Origin of the sequence: Alistipes sp. UBA6068 (assembly GCF_949428155.1) — a bacterium.
Taxonomy (GTDB): Bacteria; Bacteroidota; Bacteroidia; order Bacteroidales; family Rikenellaceae; genus Alistipes; species Alistipes muris.
The window spans coordinates 55,188-70,337 of record NZ_CASQFS010000003.1 but is presented as its reverse complement, the minus strand read 5'-3'; the positions used below and the strand labels follow the sequence as shown (position 1 = coordinate 70,337).

Sequence of the window (15,150 nt, the reverse complement as noted above, 5' to 3'; positions counted from 1 at the left end):
AAACCACAACTACGGAAACAATGAAAATGAAACATATTCTGTTATCGGCTTTGATGTTGATTTTCGCGGTCGGCTGCGAAAACTATCTCGACATCCCGAAACACGGCAACATGGGAGGTCAGGACGACTTCTACAAAACCGACGAGGAGGCCCTGCAGGCCCTCGCATCGCTCTACGGTACGTGGGACGGCATCTACTCCAACTGGTTCTATGCCAAGAACCTGCTTTCCGACGACGTATTTGCCGGCGGTGGCAACCGAGGTGACAACACCTCCATGGAGCAGCTGAACGAATATACGTTCGGCACCGACAACACCGTGGTAAAGGACCTCTATGCGGGCATGTACGCCCTTATCTACAAGGCCAACCTTATCATCGAGAAGGTCGAGCCCGACACGCCGGGCAAGGCGCGTACGGTCGCCGAAGCCAAGTTCTTCCGTGCATGGGCCAATTTCGACCTGGTTACGCTCTATGGCCCCGTGCCCAAGGTCGACCATCTGCTTGCTCCCGGCGAATACCGCATGGGCAACAGCACGGTGGAACAGCTGTGGGAGTTCATCGAGCAGGACCTCAACGAAGCCATCGACTCCGACGCGCTGCCGTCGAAGAGCAGCGCGAACGATGCCGAAACCGGCATGCGCGTAACCAAGGAAGTGGCACAAGCCATGCTGGGCAAGGCCTATGTTTTCCAAAAGAAGTATGCCGAAGCTGCCGCCATCCTGGACCAGGTAATCGACTCGAAGAAGTACGAACTTTTCAAAGGCGATTACGACATGCTGCTCCACTCGGCCAACAACAACAGCTGCGAGGCCATGCTCGAAATCCAGAAGCGCAAGGACCCCGAGCAGATGAGCTGGGCGCACTATGAGAACAACACGATGTTCTACCTGATGTACGGCTGGCGCTCGGACCGTCTGGAAATGACGGGCAACATTGCAAAGGTCATCGAAAACGGTACGTGGGGATTCTTCAACCCGCGCAAGTCGCTCTACGATGCTTTCGTAGCGATGGAAGGTGCGAACGGTTATCGTCTGAGCAGCACCATACGCACGGCCGATCAGATGGAAGCGCTCGGTGTCAAGGTTCAGCCCGGACAGTATCTTTCCGGTCATGAAGGCTATTTCATCTGGAAAACCCGTCTGCTGCAGGAAGACAACGTGTCGCCCGGTACGCAGCCGTGGTTCGTATGGACCAACTACCGCGTCATGCGCTACGCCGAAGTGCTGCTGCTCGCTGCCGAAGCCCACGTGCAGGGCGGCGACGCGACCAAGGCGCTGAACTACATCAACCAGATTCGTGACCGCGCGCGCCTTGCGCCGCTGAGCGCAGTGACGCTCGACGACGTCAAGAAAGAGAAGCGTCTGGAACTCTGCTTGGAAAGCGTTCGTTTCCAAGACCTCGTCCGCTGGGGCGATGCCGAGAGCTTCCTGGCCGAACAAGGCAAGCAGATTCCCGCATTCACGGGCGCCGAGACGAAGTACATGTGGAGCAACCCGACCTACGGTTTCAAGGCCAAGCACAAGCTGCTGCCGATTCCGCGCAAGGAGATGGAGCTCAATCCCAACATGAAGCAAAACGAAGGCTGGCAGTAAACCTCCGGTCCGACAACAAAAACAGAAATGACCATGAAAAACATACGATTCATTTTGACGGCGCTGCTGGCGGGTCTCTTTGCCGTAGCCTGCGAGGAGAAGCCGATCGACGGCCTGAGCGGCACCTACGACAACATCGAGCGCTACAACTTCACCGAGGTCAAGCAGCAGCCCACCGAAAAACTGGGCAAAGGCATCAAGGCCCTGGTTATCGACCTCAAGGACGCCGCAGGCCATTCGATGCAGATGCGTATCGGCAGCGCCGAATGGGTGCTGAAAGCCGGAACCTATGCGGCCGCCGAGACCGTGGCTGCGGACAAGACGTTTTCGGCCGTGCTCGGCGAATCCCGGAAAGTTGTTTCGGGCAACCTGAACGTCAATCTCGTGAACGACATGTACATCTTCTCCGGGCTTCTCACCGCTGAAGACGGTACGGAAGTGCAGTGCAACTACAGAGGTGCTCTTACGTTCGAAATCGGTGAAGACGATCCGAGCGGCTATACGGCCATGCTGGCCATTTCGCCCGTATTGATTACAGACCAGAGCGGACAAGTGACGGGCACGGTGCCGGGAGTCTCGAAGTATGCGTTCACCATCTCCGATCCCGACGGGAATAATGTCGCGATGTTCGAGATGATCAATGCCGAGAATCTCGAAGCTCCGGCACTGGCCGGCGAATACACGGTCAAGGACAACGCACAGGATGCTCTGTCGATGGCTTCCGGCATGCAGATGCCTGCCGAATGGGGCGGCGGGAGCTGGGGCAGCTACCTTGTCAATCCGAAAGGCACGAAAGAATTCCTTAAGGCCGGCAGCAAAATATCCATCATACTTGCCAAAGCTACCGGAGGCGGCCATCTCTACTCTTTCTCGGGCAGCGGTCTGAAGACCATGCTCACGATGAATGCCGACGGCTCCGTCACCTCCGGAACGCTCACGGAGGTGAACATCAAGTTTGCCACTCTCCAGCTCGCCGGAAGCAACTAACCGTCCGACAACCAAGAAACAAGGTTCCGTGCGATGGCACATTGCACGGAACCTTGTTCGGATAAAAGACAACCATAAACCTCAGTATTGACATGAAGAAAATTGTTCTGTCGGCAGCCATGCTGCTGATCGGCTCCCTGGCCTGCGCACAGCAGGCGCTGTGGGGCATGGCACCGGTCGTATCGCCCGAAGTGCACAGCGACAACACCGTGACGTTCCGTCTCAAGGCTCCGAACGCCGCGAAAGTACAGGTGACGGGCGACTTCCTGCCCACCCAGAAAATCAAGACCCCGTTCGGCGAATTCGACGGTCCGGGCTATGCCGACCTGGTGCAGACCGACGGTGTCTGGGAGTTCACCACGCCCGAACCACTGGCCCCCGAACTCTACAGCTACACGTTCGTGGTCGACGGGCTGAAAATCAACGACCCGAGCAACGTCTACACCATCCGCGACGTGGTGAGCGTGACCAATGTGTTCCTCATCGGCGGCGGCCGTGCCGACCTCTACAAGGTCTGCGACGTGCCCCACGGTACGGTGTCGAAAGTGTGGTACAACAGTCCAACGCTGGGCATCGACCGCCGTCTGACGGTCTACACGCCTGCCGGATATGAACAGGGCAGCAAGCGCTACCCCGTATTCTATCTGCTGCACGGCATGGGCGGCGACGAAAACGCCTGGAGCGAGCTGGGCCGCGCGGCACAGATTCTCGACAACCTGATTGCACAGGGCAAGGCCGAGCCGATGATCGTGGTGATGACCAACGGCAACGCCGCCTTGCAGGCAGCTCCGGGCGAATCGCCGCTGGGCTATGCCGCACCCTCGCTGCAGCTGCCCAAGACGATGGAAGGCTCGTTCGAGACGGCGTTCCCCGACGTGGTGAACTTCGTGGATGCGACCTACCGCACGCAGCGCAACAAGCATGCGCGCGCCATCGGCGGTCTGTCGATGGGCGGCTACCACTCGATGCACATCTCCAAGCAGTACCCCGACATGTTCGACTACGTAGGTCTCTTCTCGGCCGCCATCATGCCCGACAAGAACGCCAAATCGCCCGTCTACGACAACTTGGAAGAGAAGCTGGCCGTGCAGTTCGCCAAGAAACCGGCTCTCTACTGGATTGCCATCGGCGACAAGGACTTCCTCTACAAGGCCAACTGCGAATATCGCGAGATGCTCGACAAGAAAGGCTATCCCTACACCTATTATGAAACGGGCGAGGGCCACATCTGGAAGAACTGGCGCATCTATCTGACCGAGTTCGTACCCATGCTGTTCAAATAATCCAACCGCTACCGAAATGAACAAACCAATCGTATTCGCCCTGCTTGCCGCGGCCATGACCGCCTGCGGCCCGCAGGTGCCGCAACTGGGCCGGGCCTCGATCGACGAGGTGGTGGAAGCCATGACGCTCGAAGAAAAGGCCCATCTGGTCGTAGGAACCGGCATGGCCGGCTTCTCGGGCGAGAACGCCGTAGTCGGCGAAACCCGCAAGCTGGTGCCGGGCGCCGCCGGAACGACCCACCCCATCGAGCGGCTCGGCATTCCGTCGGTCGTGCTGGCCGACGGTCCTGCCGGACTGCGCATCAACCCCACGCGTGAGGGCGATTCGCAGACCTACTACTGCACCCACTTCCCCATCGGCACGCTGCTGGCTTCGACGTGGGACCAGCAGCTGGTCGAAAAGGTGGGCGAAGCCATCGGCAACGAAGTGCTGGAATACGGCACCGACGTGCTGCTGGCTCCGGCGCTCAACATCCACCGCAATCCGCTCTGCGGCCGCAATTTCGAGTACTACTCCGAAGACCCGGTCGTATCGGGCAAGATTGCTGCGGCCTATGTACGGGGCGTGCAGAACAACGGCGTAGGTACTTCGGTGAAGCACTTCGCGCTCAACAACCAGGAGACCAACCGCATGGCCAACGATGCCCACGTATCGCAGCGGGCCCTGCGCGAAATCTATCTGAAAGGATTCGAGATTGTGGTCCGCGAATCCGACCCGTGGACGGTGATGTCGTCCTACAACTATCTCAACGGCATCTATACGTCGGAGAATCCCGAGCTGCAGACAGCCATGCTGCGCGACGAATGGGGTTTCCGCGGCATGGTCATGACCGACTGGTTCGGCGGCAAGGACGCTGTGGCGCAAATGGTGGCCGGCAACGACATGCTCCAGCCCGGCACGGACAAGCAGTACGAAATGATCGTCAGCGGCGTGAAAGAGGGCCGTCTGGACGAAGCCGTGCTCGACCGCAACGTGAAACGCATTCTGGAAATGATTCTGCGCACGCCCCGTTTCCAGGGGTATCGCTTCTCGAACAAACCCGACCTGGAGGCCCACGCCGCCGTGACGCGTCAGAGCGCTACGGAGGGTATGGTCCTGCTGAAGAACGAGAACGAAGCGCTTCCGCTGTCCGCCGGGACCAAGCGCATCGCGCTGCTGGGCTGCACCTCCTACGACTTCATCGCCGGAGGTACGGGCTCGGGCAACGTGAACCGCGCCTATACGGTTTCGCTGCTCGACGGACTGAAGCAGGCGGGCTATGAACTCGACGGCGAACTGAAAACCGCCTACGAGCAGCATATCGCCGCTGAAAACGAGCGCAACCGTCCCGACACGACCAACCGTTTCGCCATGTTCCTGCCGCGTCCCCGGCCGACCGAAATGATGATTCCCGCGGCCCGTCTGCAAGCGCTGGCCAAGGCGAACGACGTAGCGCTCATTACGCTGGGCCGCACCTCGGGCGAATTCCTCGACCGCAAGAAAGCCGATTTCGAGCTCACGCGCGAAGAAAAGGCCCTGCTCAACGACGTATGCCGTGCGTTCCACGCCGCCGGGAAAAAGGTGGTAGTGGTGCTGAACATCGGCGGCGTCATCGAGACCGCTTCGTGGAAAAACCGCCCGGATGCGATTCTGTGCGCATGGCAGGCAGGCCAGGAGGGCGGCAACAGCGTGGCCGACGTGCTGAGCGGCAAGGCTTCGCCCAGCGGCAAGCTGACGATGACTTTCCCCGTGCACTTTGCGGATGCGGCTTCTTCGGCCAACTTCCCCATCGACATGGCGGCCAACATGGACATCTCCAACAGCGGCGAAAAGAAGAACAGCCTGAAGAACGTGGACTATACCGACTACGAGGAGGATATCTACGTGGGTTATCGCTATTTCGACACGTTCGGCAAGGAAGTCTCCTACCCCTTCGGCTACGGTCTGTCCTACACGACGTTCGAGTATGCCGCTCCGCGCGTGGAAACGACGGAGGATGCCTACCTCGTGAGCGTACAGATTACCAACACGGGCAAACGGGCAGGCAAGGAAGCTGTGCAGCTCTATGTTGCGGCGCCCGACCGGGCGACGGCAAACAAGCCCGAAAAGGAACTCAAGGCTTTCGCCAAAACCCGCGAACTCCAGCCCGGCGAAACCGAAACCCTCGTGCTGAAACTGCCGAAAGCCAACCTGGCGTCGTTCGACACGGCTTCTTCGGCTTGGGTCGTGACTCCGGGCAGCTATGACCTGCTGCTGGGCGCTTCGTCGCGCGACATTCGTGCGAAAGCGGCTGTCGATGCAGCGGCGTCGAGCGTTCCGGTGGGAGACCTGCTCAAGCCGCAGGGCAAGCTCAGGCTGCTCGAACGTTCCGGCCGATAGCAGCAACGGCTATCCTTAACAATCCGAATAATCAGATCATGAAAAAAACCTTAATGTTATTCTGCGCCGTCGGTTCGCTGCTGACGACGACGGCTCTTCCGGCTGCCGGACCTGCGATTCCGCGCAACGAAAAGATCGAGCGGCAGGTCGAAAAGCAGCTCCGCCGCATGACGCTCGACGAAAAGGTGGGCCAGATGTGCGAGCTTTCCATCGACCTGCTCCAGAAACGCGTCAACCCCTTTGCCGGGATGAACCCGCACACCGCCACGAAAGCCGACATCGAACAGCTGCTGAAGAAGTACGGCATCGAAAAGGAATTCGACCTCTCGGACGGTCTTTCGCAGGAGACGATGATGGGCATCTACATGCGCATCATGGCCATCGAAAATGCCGACGGCTTCCAGCTGGACGAGGCGATGCTCGACACCGTAATCGGCACCTACAAGGTCGGTTCGATTCTCAACGTGCCTGCCAGCGTGGCGCAGACCCCTGAAAAGTGGCAGGAAATCATCCGCCGTATTCAGGAGAAGTCGATGGAGACGATGGGCATCCCCTGCATCTACGGCGTCGACCAGATTCACGGCACGACCTACACGCAGGGCGGTACGTTCTTCCCCCAGGGTGTCAACATGGGCGCCACCTTCAACCGCGGGCTGACGCGCGAAGGAGCCCGCATTTCGGCCTACGAAACCAAGGCCGGCAGCATTCCGTGGACCTATGCCCCGGTAGTCGACCTCGGCCGCGACCCGCGCTGGCCGCGCATGTGGGAGAACTACGGCGAAGACTGCTATCTGAACGCCGAAATGGGCCGCGAAGCGGTTGTCGGATTCCAGGGCGAAGACCCCAATCATGTGGACGACCAGCACGTGGCCGCCTGCATGAAACACTATATGGGCTACGGTGTTCCGGTCAGCGGCAAGGACCGCACGCCGTCGTCGATTACGGTACAGGACCTGCGCGAAAAGCATTTCGCACCTTACCTTGAGATGGTCAAGGCCGGGGCGCTCTCGCTGATGGTCAACTCGTCGATGAACAACGGCCTGCCCATGCACGCCAACTACGAACTGCTGACCCAGTGGCTCAAGGAAGACCTGAACTGGGACGGCATGATCGTGACCGACTGGGCCGACATCAACAACCTCTATACGCGCGACCGCATCGCCAAGGACAAGAAGGAGGCTATCAAGCTCGCCATCAACGCCGGCATCGACATGTCGATGGACCCCTACGACTGGAAATTCTGCACCCTGCTGAAAGAGCTGGTCGAGGAGGGCGAGGTTCCGATGAGCCGCATCGACGACGCCGTGCGCCGTATTCTGCGCATGAAATATCGCCTGAACCTTTTCGAGAAACCCTACTACGACGTCAAGGATTTCCCGCTTTTCGGCAGCGCTGAACATGCGGCCGTAGCGTTGCAGGCAGCCGAGGAATCGCTCGTCCTGCTGAAGAACGCCGACGGTCTGCTGCCGCTGGCCAAGGGCACGAAACTGCTGGTGACGGGCCCCAACGCCAACTCGATGCGCACGCTCAACGGCGGCTGGTCCTACTCCTGGCAGGGCGACAAGGCCGACGCATGCGCGGCCGACTATAACACGATTCTTGAAGCGCTGACCGCAAAATTCGGCGCCGAAAACGTGACTTACGAAGCAGGTGTCACCTACAAGCAAGGCGGCAGCTGGTGGGAGGAGAACGCTCCCGAAATCGAAAAGGCGGTGGCTACGGCCGAAGGTGCGGACTGCATCGTGGCGTGCGTCGGCGAGAACTCCTACTGCGAGACGCCGGGCAACCTGACGAACCTGACCCTCTCGGAGAATCAGACCGAATTGGTGAAGGCGCTGGCCCGCACCGGCAAGCCTATCATTCTGATTCTGAACGAAGGCCGTCCGCGCTTGGTAGCCCAAATCGAGCCCCTGGCCAAGGCCGTGGTCGACGTCATGCTGCCGGGCAACTACGGCGGCGATGCGCTGGCCAACCTGCTGGCGGGCGACGCCAACTTCAGCGGCAAACTGCCGTTCACCTATCCGCGCGAAATCAACTCGCTGATTACCTACGACTACAAGCCCTGCGAGCACATCGGCAAGCAGATGGAGGGAGCCTACAACTACGACGCACAAGTCGCCGTGCAATGGGCTTTCGGCTATGGTCTGAGCTACACCGACTTCGCGTACAGCAATTTCCGGGTCGACAAAACGGACTTCACGGCCGATGACACGCTGACGTTCTCGGTCGACGTGACCAACACGGGCAAACGCGCAGGCAAAGAGAGCGTGCTGCTGTTCAGCAGCGACCTGGTGGCCTCGCTCTCGCCCGACAACCGCCGTCTGCGTGCTTTCGAGAAAATCGAATTGCAGCCGGGCGAGACGAAGACCGTCGTGCTGAAGCTCAAGGGCTCCGACCTTGCGTTCGTGGGCTACGACGGCAAATGGGTGCTCGAAAAAGGCGGCTTCCGGATGCAGGCGGGCGACCAGACCCTGCAGCTCGTCTGCTCGGAGGGCAGAAAATGGGCGACGCCCAACCGATAGGTTTTGCATCAGACGTTTGAATGCGGCGGAGGTCCGGCGGTTTTTCCCGTCGGGCCTCCGCTTTTTTTCGGACGGAATGTTTCATTCCGCCGATTGTTTGCGTACCTTTGCGGCCGTTATGCGCGGAGTGTTTTACATCTTGTTGTGCTGGCTGGCGGGAAATGCGCTGAGCCTTGCGACCGGGAACCACATCTCGGGAAACATCATCGGCATGGTCCTGCTCTTTGCGGCGCTGTGCCTGCGGTGGGTCGATGCCGAACAGGTACGCCCGGCCGCCAAGTTCCTGCTGGGGAGCATGGCCCTCTTTTTCGTTCCTTACGGCGTAGGGCTGATCGAATCGTACCATGTCATTCTGGACAACCTGTGGGCGATTGTCGTGGCGGGAATCGTCTCGACGGTGGCGGTACTTTACATAACCGGCCGCACCTATCAGATTCTCAACCGCAAAAATCCCGGAAAGAATGAATAGCTTCATCTCCTCGGACCTCTTTCTGCTCACGCTGACGACGGGGCTTTTCTGCCTGGGCGGCATCATCTACCGCCGGACCCGGCTGGCTCTGCTGCACCCCGTACTGCTCACGTTCGTTGCCATGATTGTCTTTTTGCAAACAACGGGCATCCCCTACTCCCGCTATCAGGAAGCGACCCGGATTCTCGACTTCGCGCTGGGGATGTCGGTCGTGGCGCTCGGCTACCTGCTCTACGAACAGGTCGAACGGCTGCGCGGCAGCCTGGTTCCCGTAGCTGTGGCTACGCTCGTCGGATGCGTCACAGGGGTGCTGAGCGTCGTTTATACGGCCAAGGCATTCGGCGCCGAGCGGATGATTCTCAACTCGATAGCCCCCAAATCCGTCACGGTGCCCATAGCCGTGTCGGTGTCGGGACCGCTGGGCGGCAACGTCTCGGTGACCTCGGTGGTGGTCTTCTGCGTGGGAATCTTCGGCAGTATTTTCGGCGAATGGATTCTGCGCCGCTGCGGCGTGTGCGACCCCGAAGCCCGGGGATTCGCCCTCGGAGCGGCGGCACACGGCATCGGCACGGCCCGGGCCATCGAAATAGGCGCGGTCGAAGGAGCGCTGAGCGGACTGGCCATGGCGCTGATGGGGCTTGCGACGGCCCTGCTGACCCCCTGGATGGAAAAATTTCTGTATTGAACGCTGGAAATTTCCCGGAAAATCGACTATTTTTGCGCTTGGTTAGGTAACGCAGGTCAAACAGCACAAAAACAGACAGATAAATGGAGTGGCTCCAATCCCTCTTTTTCGGCGGCGGCATCGCCCACGCGGTATTGATTTTCTCGCTGGCCATTACACTGGGAATTCTGCTGGGCAAAATCAAGATAGGCGGGGTCTCGCTGGGCATCACGTGGATTCTGTTCGTCGGCATCGCGCTGAGCAGCATCGGCATGACCGTCAGCGGCGACGTGCTCCATTTCGTCAAGGAATTCGGGCTGATTCTCTTTGTCTTTTCGATAGGCCTGCAAGTCGGGCCGGGCTTCTTCGCTTCGTTCAAGCACGGCGGGCTGACGCTGGTTTGCTGCGCCGCGGCCATCGTGCTGCTGGGCGTAGCGACCGCCTATATCCTGCATATAGTCACCGGAACCCCGATTCCCACGATGGTGGGCATTCTTTCGGGCGCCGTGACCAACACGCCCGGACTGGGTGCGGCCCAGCAGGCCTATGCCGACGCAACGGGGCTGAACGACCCGACCATCGCGCTGGGCTATGCGGTAGCCTATCCGCTCGGCGTGGTCGGCATCATCTTCACGATGATTTTCATCCGCTACGCCCTGCGCGTGAAATTCGAGAAGGAAAACGAAGGGCTCGCGGCGCTTTCGCAGGAACACAAATTCGCCGACAAGGTGTCGGTGGAGTTCACCAACAAGATACTCGACGGCCGCACGGTGGAATATCTGCGCGACCTGATCAACCGCCAGTTCGTCATCTCGCGCGTGATGTCTTCGGCGGGCGAAATAGCGATGGCCGACACCGACACGGTCATCCACACGGGCGACCGCCTGTGTGTCATCTGCCAGGCCGAAGATACCGAAGCCATCGTGGCGTTCTTCGGCCACCGGGTGGAGATGACCGACGAGGAGTGGGGCGGCAACACGCCCGACGCCGAACTCATTTCGCGCCGCATTCTGATAACCAAGCCCTCGGTCAACGGCAAGAAGTTTTCCGACCTGCGGCTCCGGACCAAATACGGCATTACGCTTACGCGCGTGAACCGTGCGGGCGTCGACCTGATACCCTACCAGGGGCTCGAACTCCAAATCGGCGACCGGGTGATGGTGGTCGGCACGGCCAAGGCGGTGGCGCAGGTGGCCGACGTGCTGGGCAACTCGCTTAAGAAGCTGGACCACCCGAACTTAGTGACGATCTTCGTAGGTATCGCTTTAGGTGTTTTGCTGGGTTCGATTCCGCTGATGAACGTGCCGCAGCCCGTGAAGCTGGGCCTGGCGGGCGGACCGCTTATCGTGGCGATTCTGATAGGCCGGTTCGGCACCCACTTCCATCTGGTGACCTACACCACCATGAGCGCCAATCTGATGCTGCGCGAAATCGGCATTGCGCTGTTTCTTGCGGCGGTCGGAATCGGTGCGGGCGACGGATTCGTCGACGCGGTTGTCGGCGGCGGCTACCGCTGGATAGGTTACGGTGTCATCATCACCGTGGTGCCCCTGCTGATCGTGGGGCTCGTGGCGCGTCTGTGGCTCAAGATGAACTACTACACGCTCATGGGACTGATTGCCGGAGCGACGACCGACCCGCCTGCGCTGGCCTATGCCAATGCCACGGCAGGCAACGACATGCCCGCGGTAGGCTATTCCACGGTCTATCCGGTGGTCATGTTCCTGCGGGTGCTCACGGCGCAGATATTCATTCTTTTTGCGCTCTGACCCGGCGCCGCGGCAGGAAAGTACGGAATTAATTTGCTTTTGCGCACCCGGTGTGCTACCTTTGTAGAAGATAAACTACGCCTCAGCAATATTCAAGAAAACTTGATATTGCGTTCGGCTTGCGCTATCTTTGTAAAAGACAAACCAATTTGATTATGGCCAAAGCAGTCAACATCGCCCGTTCGCACCGGCTGGACGGCACCGGAGAGTACTATTTCTCGCGCCGTCTGCGCGAAATCGCCGATATCGAAGCGGCCACGGGCCGTCAGATCATCAAGCTCGCGATGGGCAGCCCCGACCTGCCGCCCCACCCCTCGGTCATCGAACGGCTGTCGAAAGAGGCGCAGCGCCCCGACGTCCACAAGTACATGTCCTACAAGGGCGAGCCGATTCTGCGCAAGGCTTTCGCCGACTGGTACAAAAGATGGTACCGCACCGAACTGGACTACAATTCGGAGGTGCTGCCGCTCATCGGCTCGAAAGAGGGCATCATGCACATCTGCATGACCTTTCTGAACAAGGGCGACAAGGTGCTGGTGCCGAATCCGGGTTACCCCACCTATTCGTCGGCCGTGCGGCTGTCGGGCGGCGAGATGGTGACCTACTCGCTCAACAAGGCGACGAACTTCTACCCCGATTTCGACGCCATCGAACGCGCCGGGCTGGAGGGTGTGAAGATGATGCTGGTCAACTACCCCAACATGCCGACGGGACAGACGCCCTCGATGGAGCTGATGCAGAAAATCGTGGATTTCGGTGCCCGTCACAACATTCTGATTGTCCACGACAACCCCTACAGCTTCATCCGCAACGCCGAGGCTCCGATTTCCATCATGGAGGCCGAGGGCGCGCGCGACGTGGCGCTGGAGATGAACTCGCTCTCGAAAGGCCATTCGATGGCTGGCTGGCGCGTGGGCGTCGTGGTGGGCAAAAAGGAGTGGATAGATTCGATTCTCACGTTCAAGTCGAACATGGATTCGGGCATGTTCTACCCGATTCAGGCGGCGGCCGACACGGCGCTGGCGCTGGGCGACGAATGGTTCAAGGAGCTGAACGCCATCTATTACGGCCGCGAGAAGCAGGCGTATGCCCTGCTCGATGCGCTGGGGTGCCGCTACCGCGAGCATCAGGCGGGTCTGTTCGTCTGGGCCGAACTGCCGGAGGACTACGAGGGCGACAGCTTCTCGTTCTCCGACGAAGTGATGGAAAAGTGCGATGTGTTCCTCACTCCGGGCGGAATCTTCGGCTCGGAGGGCAGGCGCTATATCCGCATCACGCTCTGCTGTCCGGAGGAGCTGCTGAAAAAGGCTACGGACAACGTGGTAGCGAAACTGCACAAATAAATCCGGATTCCGACCGGAACAAGCAAAAGGCGCCGAACTCGTGGGTTCGGCGCCTTGCTTATGCAGAGATATGGGTTACTCCAGCACTTTGACCTTGGCGGCGGCCGCTTTGGTCCGTTCGCGCAAGGCGTCGAGGTCGCTGCCCAGCGGCGCGTAGCTCACGACCACGCCCATTCGGCGACCGACGCGGGCCGAGGGCTTGCCGAAAATACGGATGTCGGTCTGCGGGCCGGCAGCCAGCGCGTCGCCGACACCCTCGTAACGGGGCGTTCCGGCGATGGCCTTTTCCGAAAGAATGACGGCGCTGGCACCCATGCGCTCGAACGTAATCGCAGGAATCGGAAGACCGAGCACTGCGCGCAGGTGCAGCTCGAATTCGTTGAGATTCTGCGTTCCGGCCAGCGTCACCATGCCCGTATCGTGCGGCCGGGGCGACAGCTCGGAGAAATAGACGCCGTTTTCGTGGCTGAGGAAGAATTCCACACCCCAGATGCCGGCGCCCGTCAGCGCTTCGGTGACGGCGGCAGCCATGCGCTGCGCCTCGGCGAGATGCTCGGGAGCAATCTGCGGCGACTGGAAACTCTCGCGATAGTCGCCGCCTTTCTGCACGTGGCCGATAGGCGGGCAGAAAAGCGTAGGGCCGTTCTTCTGCGTGACGGTCAGCAGCGTGATTTCGCTGTCGAACGCGATGAATTCCTCGACGATCAGTTCGCGGATGTCGCCGCGCGAACCCTCGCACCCGTAGTTCCACGCGTGCTCCAGTTCCTCGGGCCCCTTGACCACCGACTGCCCTTTGCCCGACGAGGACATAAGCGGCTTGACCACGCACGGGAATCCGATTCGGGCCGCGGCGCTGCACAGCTCATCGTAGGACTTGGCGTAGAAATAGCGGGCGGTCTTGAGCCCCAGCTCTTTGGCCGCAAGGTCGCGGATGGCCTTGCGGTTCATGGTGAAATTGACGGCCCGGGCGCTGGGCACCACCTGCACGCCCTGCCGCTCGATGTCGTAGAGACGTTCGGTGCGGATGGCCTCGATTTCGGGCACGATGATGTCGGGCCGGTGTTTGGCGACGGCTGCTTCGAGCGCATCGCCGTCGAGCATGTCGAACACCTCGCAGGCGTCGGCCACCTGCATGGCCGGAGCGCCGGGATACTTATCGCACGCAACGACGGTCCGACCGAGCCGCTGGGCGGCAATGACGAACTCTTTGCCCAATTCTCCCGAACCGAGCAACATGATTTTCCGGGTCATGGCCTCCTACTCTTCTACGATGCGGATGGAAAGAATCTTGTCGCCCGGGCGGATGTCGTCGATGACGTCGAGCCCCTCTACGACCTTGCCGAAGCAGGTGTGGCGGCCGTCGAGGTGCTGCGTATTCTCGCGGTTGTGGCAGATGAAGAACTGCGAACCGCCCGTGTCCTTGCCTGCATGGGCCATCGACAGCACTCCGCGATCGTGGTACTGACGCGGGGCCGAAGTCTCGCACTTGATGGTATAGCCGGGACCGCCCGTACCGTCGCCGCGCGGGCAGCCGCCCTGGATGACGAAATCGGGAATAACGCGGTGGAACGTGAGCCCGTCGTAGAAATCGTGCGAGGCCAGCTCGACGAAGTTGGCCACGGTGCCGGGCGTTTCATGGGTGTACAATTCGGCTTTCATCGTCCCTTTCTCGGTGGCGATGACGGCATACTGCTTTTTGTCGGACATATCGGGTAGTTGATTTGAATGGGCGGGGTGTTTCCTGCCGGAGCCCGAAATGCAGGCGGCACACAGCAACGGAAGCAAGAAAAGCAGCAGGAGACGGTTCATAATCTATGTAAGGAATCTTCAGTTAAGTTTGAATACTCCGGACCGCAACCCTTGAAAACCTCCTCCGGTGCTCGCTCCACTTTGCCGCTTGCGGCACTCAAGTCCCCTCCGAGGAGGGGATTTAGGGGTGGGTCAGACTTGTAAACGCGGCGCATCGCCGCGAGCAACAACCGTCGGAAGCGCTCGGACCTTGAAATTCCGAATATTTGTCCGGCGCTTTTACAGCGGTCATGTGGAGGTGGCGGGAGTCGAACGTGGCGAAGCCATCCTCACCGAGGAAGCGCCGCAGTCGTCCGAAACGGACGGTGCGGGGTTTCGCGACCGAGGTAACCCGCGTCCGAGAAACATTCCGG

The 15,150-nt window shown here is 60.0% G+C and carries 11 protein-coding genes; 9 read left to right on the top strand and 2 right to left on the bottom strand.

Annotated features, from left to right (window positions below; translation table 11 throughout):
* The first annotated feature begins 26 nt into the window (after positions 1-26).
* From QVG21_RS02765 to QVG21_RS02725, 9 genes are all read left to right on the top strand, one after another.
* On the top strand, positions 27-1,592 hold the full coding sequence (locus tag QVG21_RS02765; RefSeq protein WP_353738563.1) for a RagB/SusD family nutrient uptake outer membrane protein: 1,566 nt from the start codon (positions 27-29) through the stop codon (positions 1,590-1,592).
* A gap of 33 nt (positions 1,593-1,625) precedes the next feature.
* On the top strand, positions 1,626-2,579 hold the full coding sequence (locus QVG21_RS02760) for a hypothetical protein (protein WP_287922014.1): 954 nt from the start codon (positions 1,626-1,628) through the stop codon (positions 2,577-2,579).
* A gap of 92 nt (positions 2,580-2,671) precedes the next feature.
* Positions 2,672-3,862 carry an esterase gene (locus tag QVG21_RS02755; RefSeq protein WP_287922011.1) on the top strand — a complete coding sequence of 397 codons (1,191 nt, stop codon included), beginning with the start codon at positions 2,672-2,674 and terminating at the stop codon, positions 3,860-3,862.
* A gap of 16 nt (positions 3,863-3,878) precedes the next feature.
* Positions 3,879-6,221 carry a glycoside hydrolase family 3 C-terminal domain-containing protein gene (locus tag QVG21_RS02750; RefSeq protein WP_287922008.1) on the top strand — a complete coding sequence of 781 codons (2,343 nt, stop codon included), beginning with the start codon at positions 3,879-3,881 and terminating at the stop codon, positions 6,219-6,221.
* A gap of 38 nt (positions 6,222-6,259) precedes the next feature.
* Entirely contained in the window at positions 6,260-8,743 is a 2,484-nt protein-coding gene (locus tag QVG21_RS02745; RefSeq protein ID WP_287922005.1) for a glycoside hydrolase family 3 N-terminal domain-containing protein, read from the top strand.
* Positions 8,744-8,861: 118 nt separating this feature from the next.
* A complete protein-coding gene (locus QVG21_RS02740) occupies positions 8,862-9,212 on the top strand; it encodes a CidA/LrgA family protein (protein ID WP_251213744.1) in 351 nt (116 codons plus the stop codon).
* Positions 9,205-9,897: an LrgB family protein gene (locus QVG21_RS02735; RefSeq protein ID WP_287922002.1), complete on the top strand. Its 693-nt coding sequence runs from the start codon at positions 9,205-9,207 to the stop codon at positions 9,895-9,897. Before QVG21_RS02740 ends, QVG21_RS02735 begins: the two co-directional genes overlap by 8 nt.
* A gap of 83 nt (positions 9,898-9,980) precedes the next feature.
* Complete coding sequence (locus tag QVG21_RS02730) at positions 9,981-11,645, top strand: putative transporter (protein WP_287921999.1); 1,665 nt, start codon at positions 9,981-9,983, stop codon at positions 11,643-11,645.
* 155 nt (positions 11,646-11,800) lie between these two features.
* On the top strand, positions 11,801-12,988 hold the full coding sequence (locus tag QVG21_RS02725) for a pyridoxal phosphate-dependent aminotransferase (RefSeq protein WP_287921996.1): 1,188 nt from the start codon (positions 11,801-11,803) through the stop codon (positions 12,986-12,988).
* Positions 12,989-13,063: 75 nt separating this feature from the next.
* Here QVG21_RS02725 and purT read toward each other — a convergent pair whose 3' ends face one another.
* A complete protein-coding gene (gene purT / locus QVG21_RS02720; protein ID WP_287921994.1) occupies positions 13,064-14,239 on the bottom strand; it encodes a formate-dependent phosphoribosylglycinamide formyltransferase in 1,176 nt (391 codons plus the stop codon).
* Between the two features lie 6 nt (positions 14,240-14,245).
* The gene (locus tag QVG21_RS02715; protein ID WP_251213749.1) at positions 14,246-14,695 is read right to left on the bottom strand and encodes a peptidylprolyl isomerase; all 450 of its coding nucleotides are present in this window, start codon (positions 14,693-14,695) and stop codon (positions 14,246-14,248) included.
* Positions 14,696-15,150 lie beyond the last annotated feature (455 nt).

What these genes read in the sequence shown, in the direction of transcription:
- QVG21_RS02745 (WP_287922005.1), top strand. Translation starts at nt 6,260, where the DNA reads ATGAAAAAAACCTTAATGTTATTCTGCGCCGTCGGTTCGCTGCTGACG.
- purT (WP_287921994.1), bottom strand. Translation starts at nt 14,239, where the DNA reads ATGACCCGGAAAATCATGTTGCTCGGTTCGGGAGAATTGGGCAAAGAG.
- QVG21_RS02715 (WP_251213749.1), bottom strand. Translation starts at nt 14,695, where the DNA reads ATGTCCGACAAAAAGCAGTATGCCGTCATCGCCACCGAGAAAGGGACG.
- QVG21_RS02765 (WP_353738563.1), top strand. Translation starts at nt 27, where the DNA reads ATGAAACATATTCTGTTATCGGCTTTGATGTTGATTTTCGCGGTCGGC.
- QVG21_RS02730 (WP_287921999.1), top strand. Translation starts at nt 9,981, where the DNA reads ATGGAGTGGCTCCAATCCCTCTTTTTCGGCGGCGGCATCGCCCACGCG.
- QVG21_RS02760 (WP_287922014.1), top strand. Translation starts at nt 1,626, where the DNA reads ATGAAAAACATACGATTCATTTTGACGGCGCTGCTGGCGGGTCTCTTT.
- QVG21_RS02735 (WP_287922002.1), top strand. Translation starts at nt 9,205, where the DNA reads ATGAATAGCTTCATCTCCTCGGACCTCTTTCTGCTCACGCTGACGACG.
- QVG21_RS02750 (WP_287922008.1), top strand. Translation starts at nt 3,879, where the DNA reads ATGAACAAACCAATCGTATTCGCCCTGCTTGCCGCGGCCATGACCGCC.
- QVG21_RS02740 (WP_251213744.1), top strand. Translation starts at nt 8,862, where the DNA reads ATGCGCGGAGTGTTTTACATCTTGTTGTGCTGGCTGGCGGGAAATGCG.
- QVG21_RS02725 (WP_287921996.1), top strand. Translation starts at nt 11,801, where the DNA reads ATGGCCAAAGCAGTCAACATCGCCCGTTCGCACCGGCTGGACGGCACC.
- QVG21_RS02755 (WP_287922011.1), top strand. Translation starts at nt 2,672, where the DNA reads ATGAAGAAAATTGTTCTGTCGGCAGCCATGCTGCTGATCGGCTCCCTG.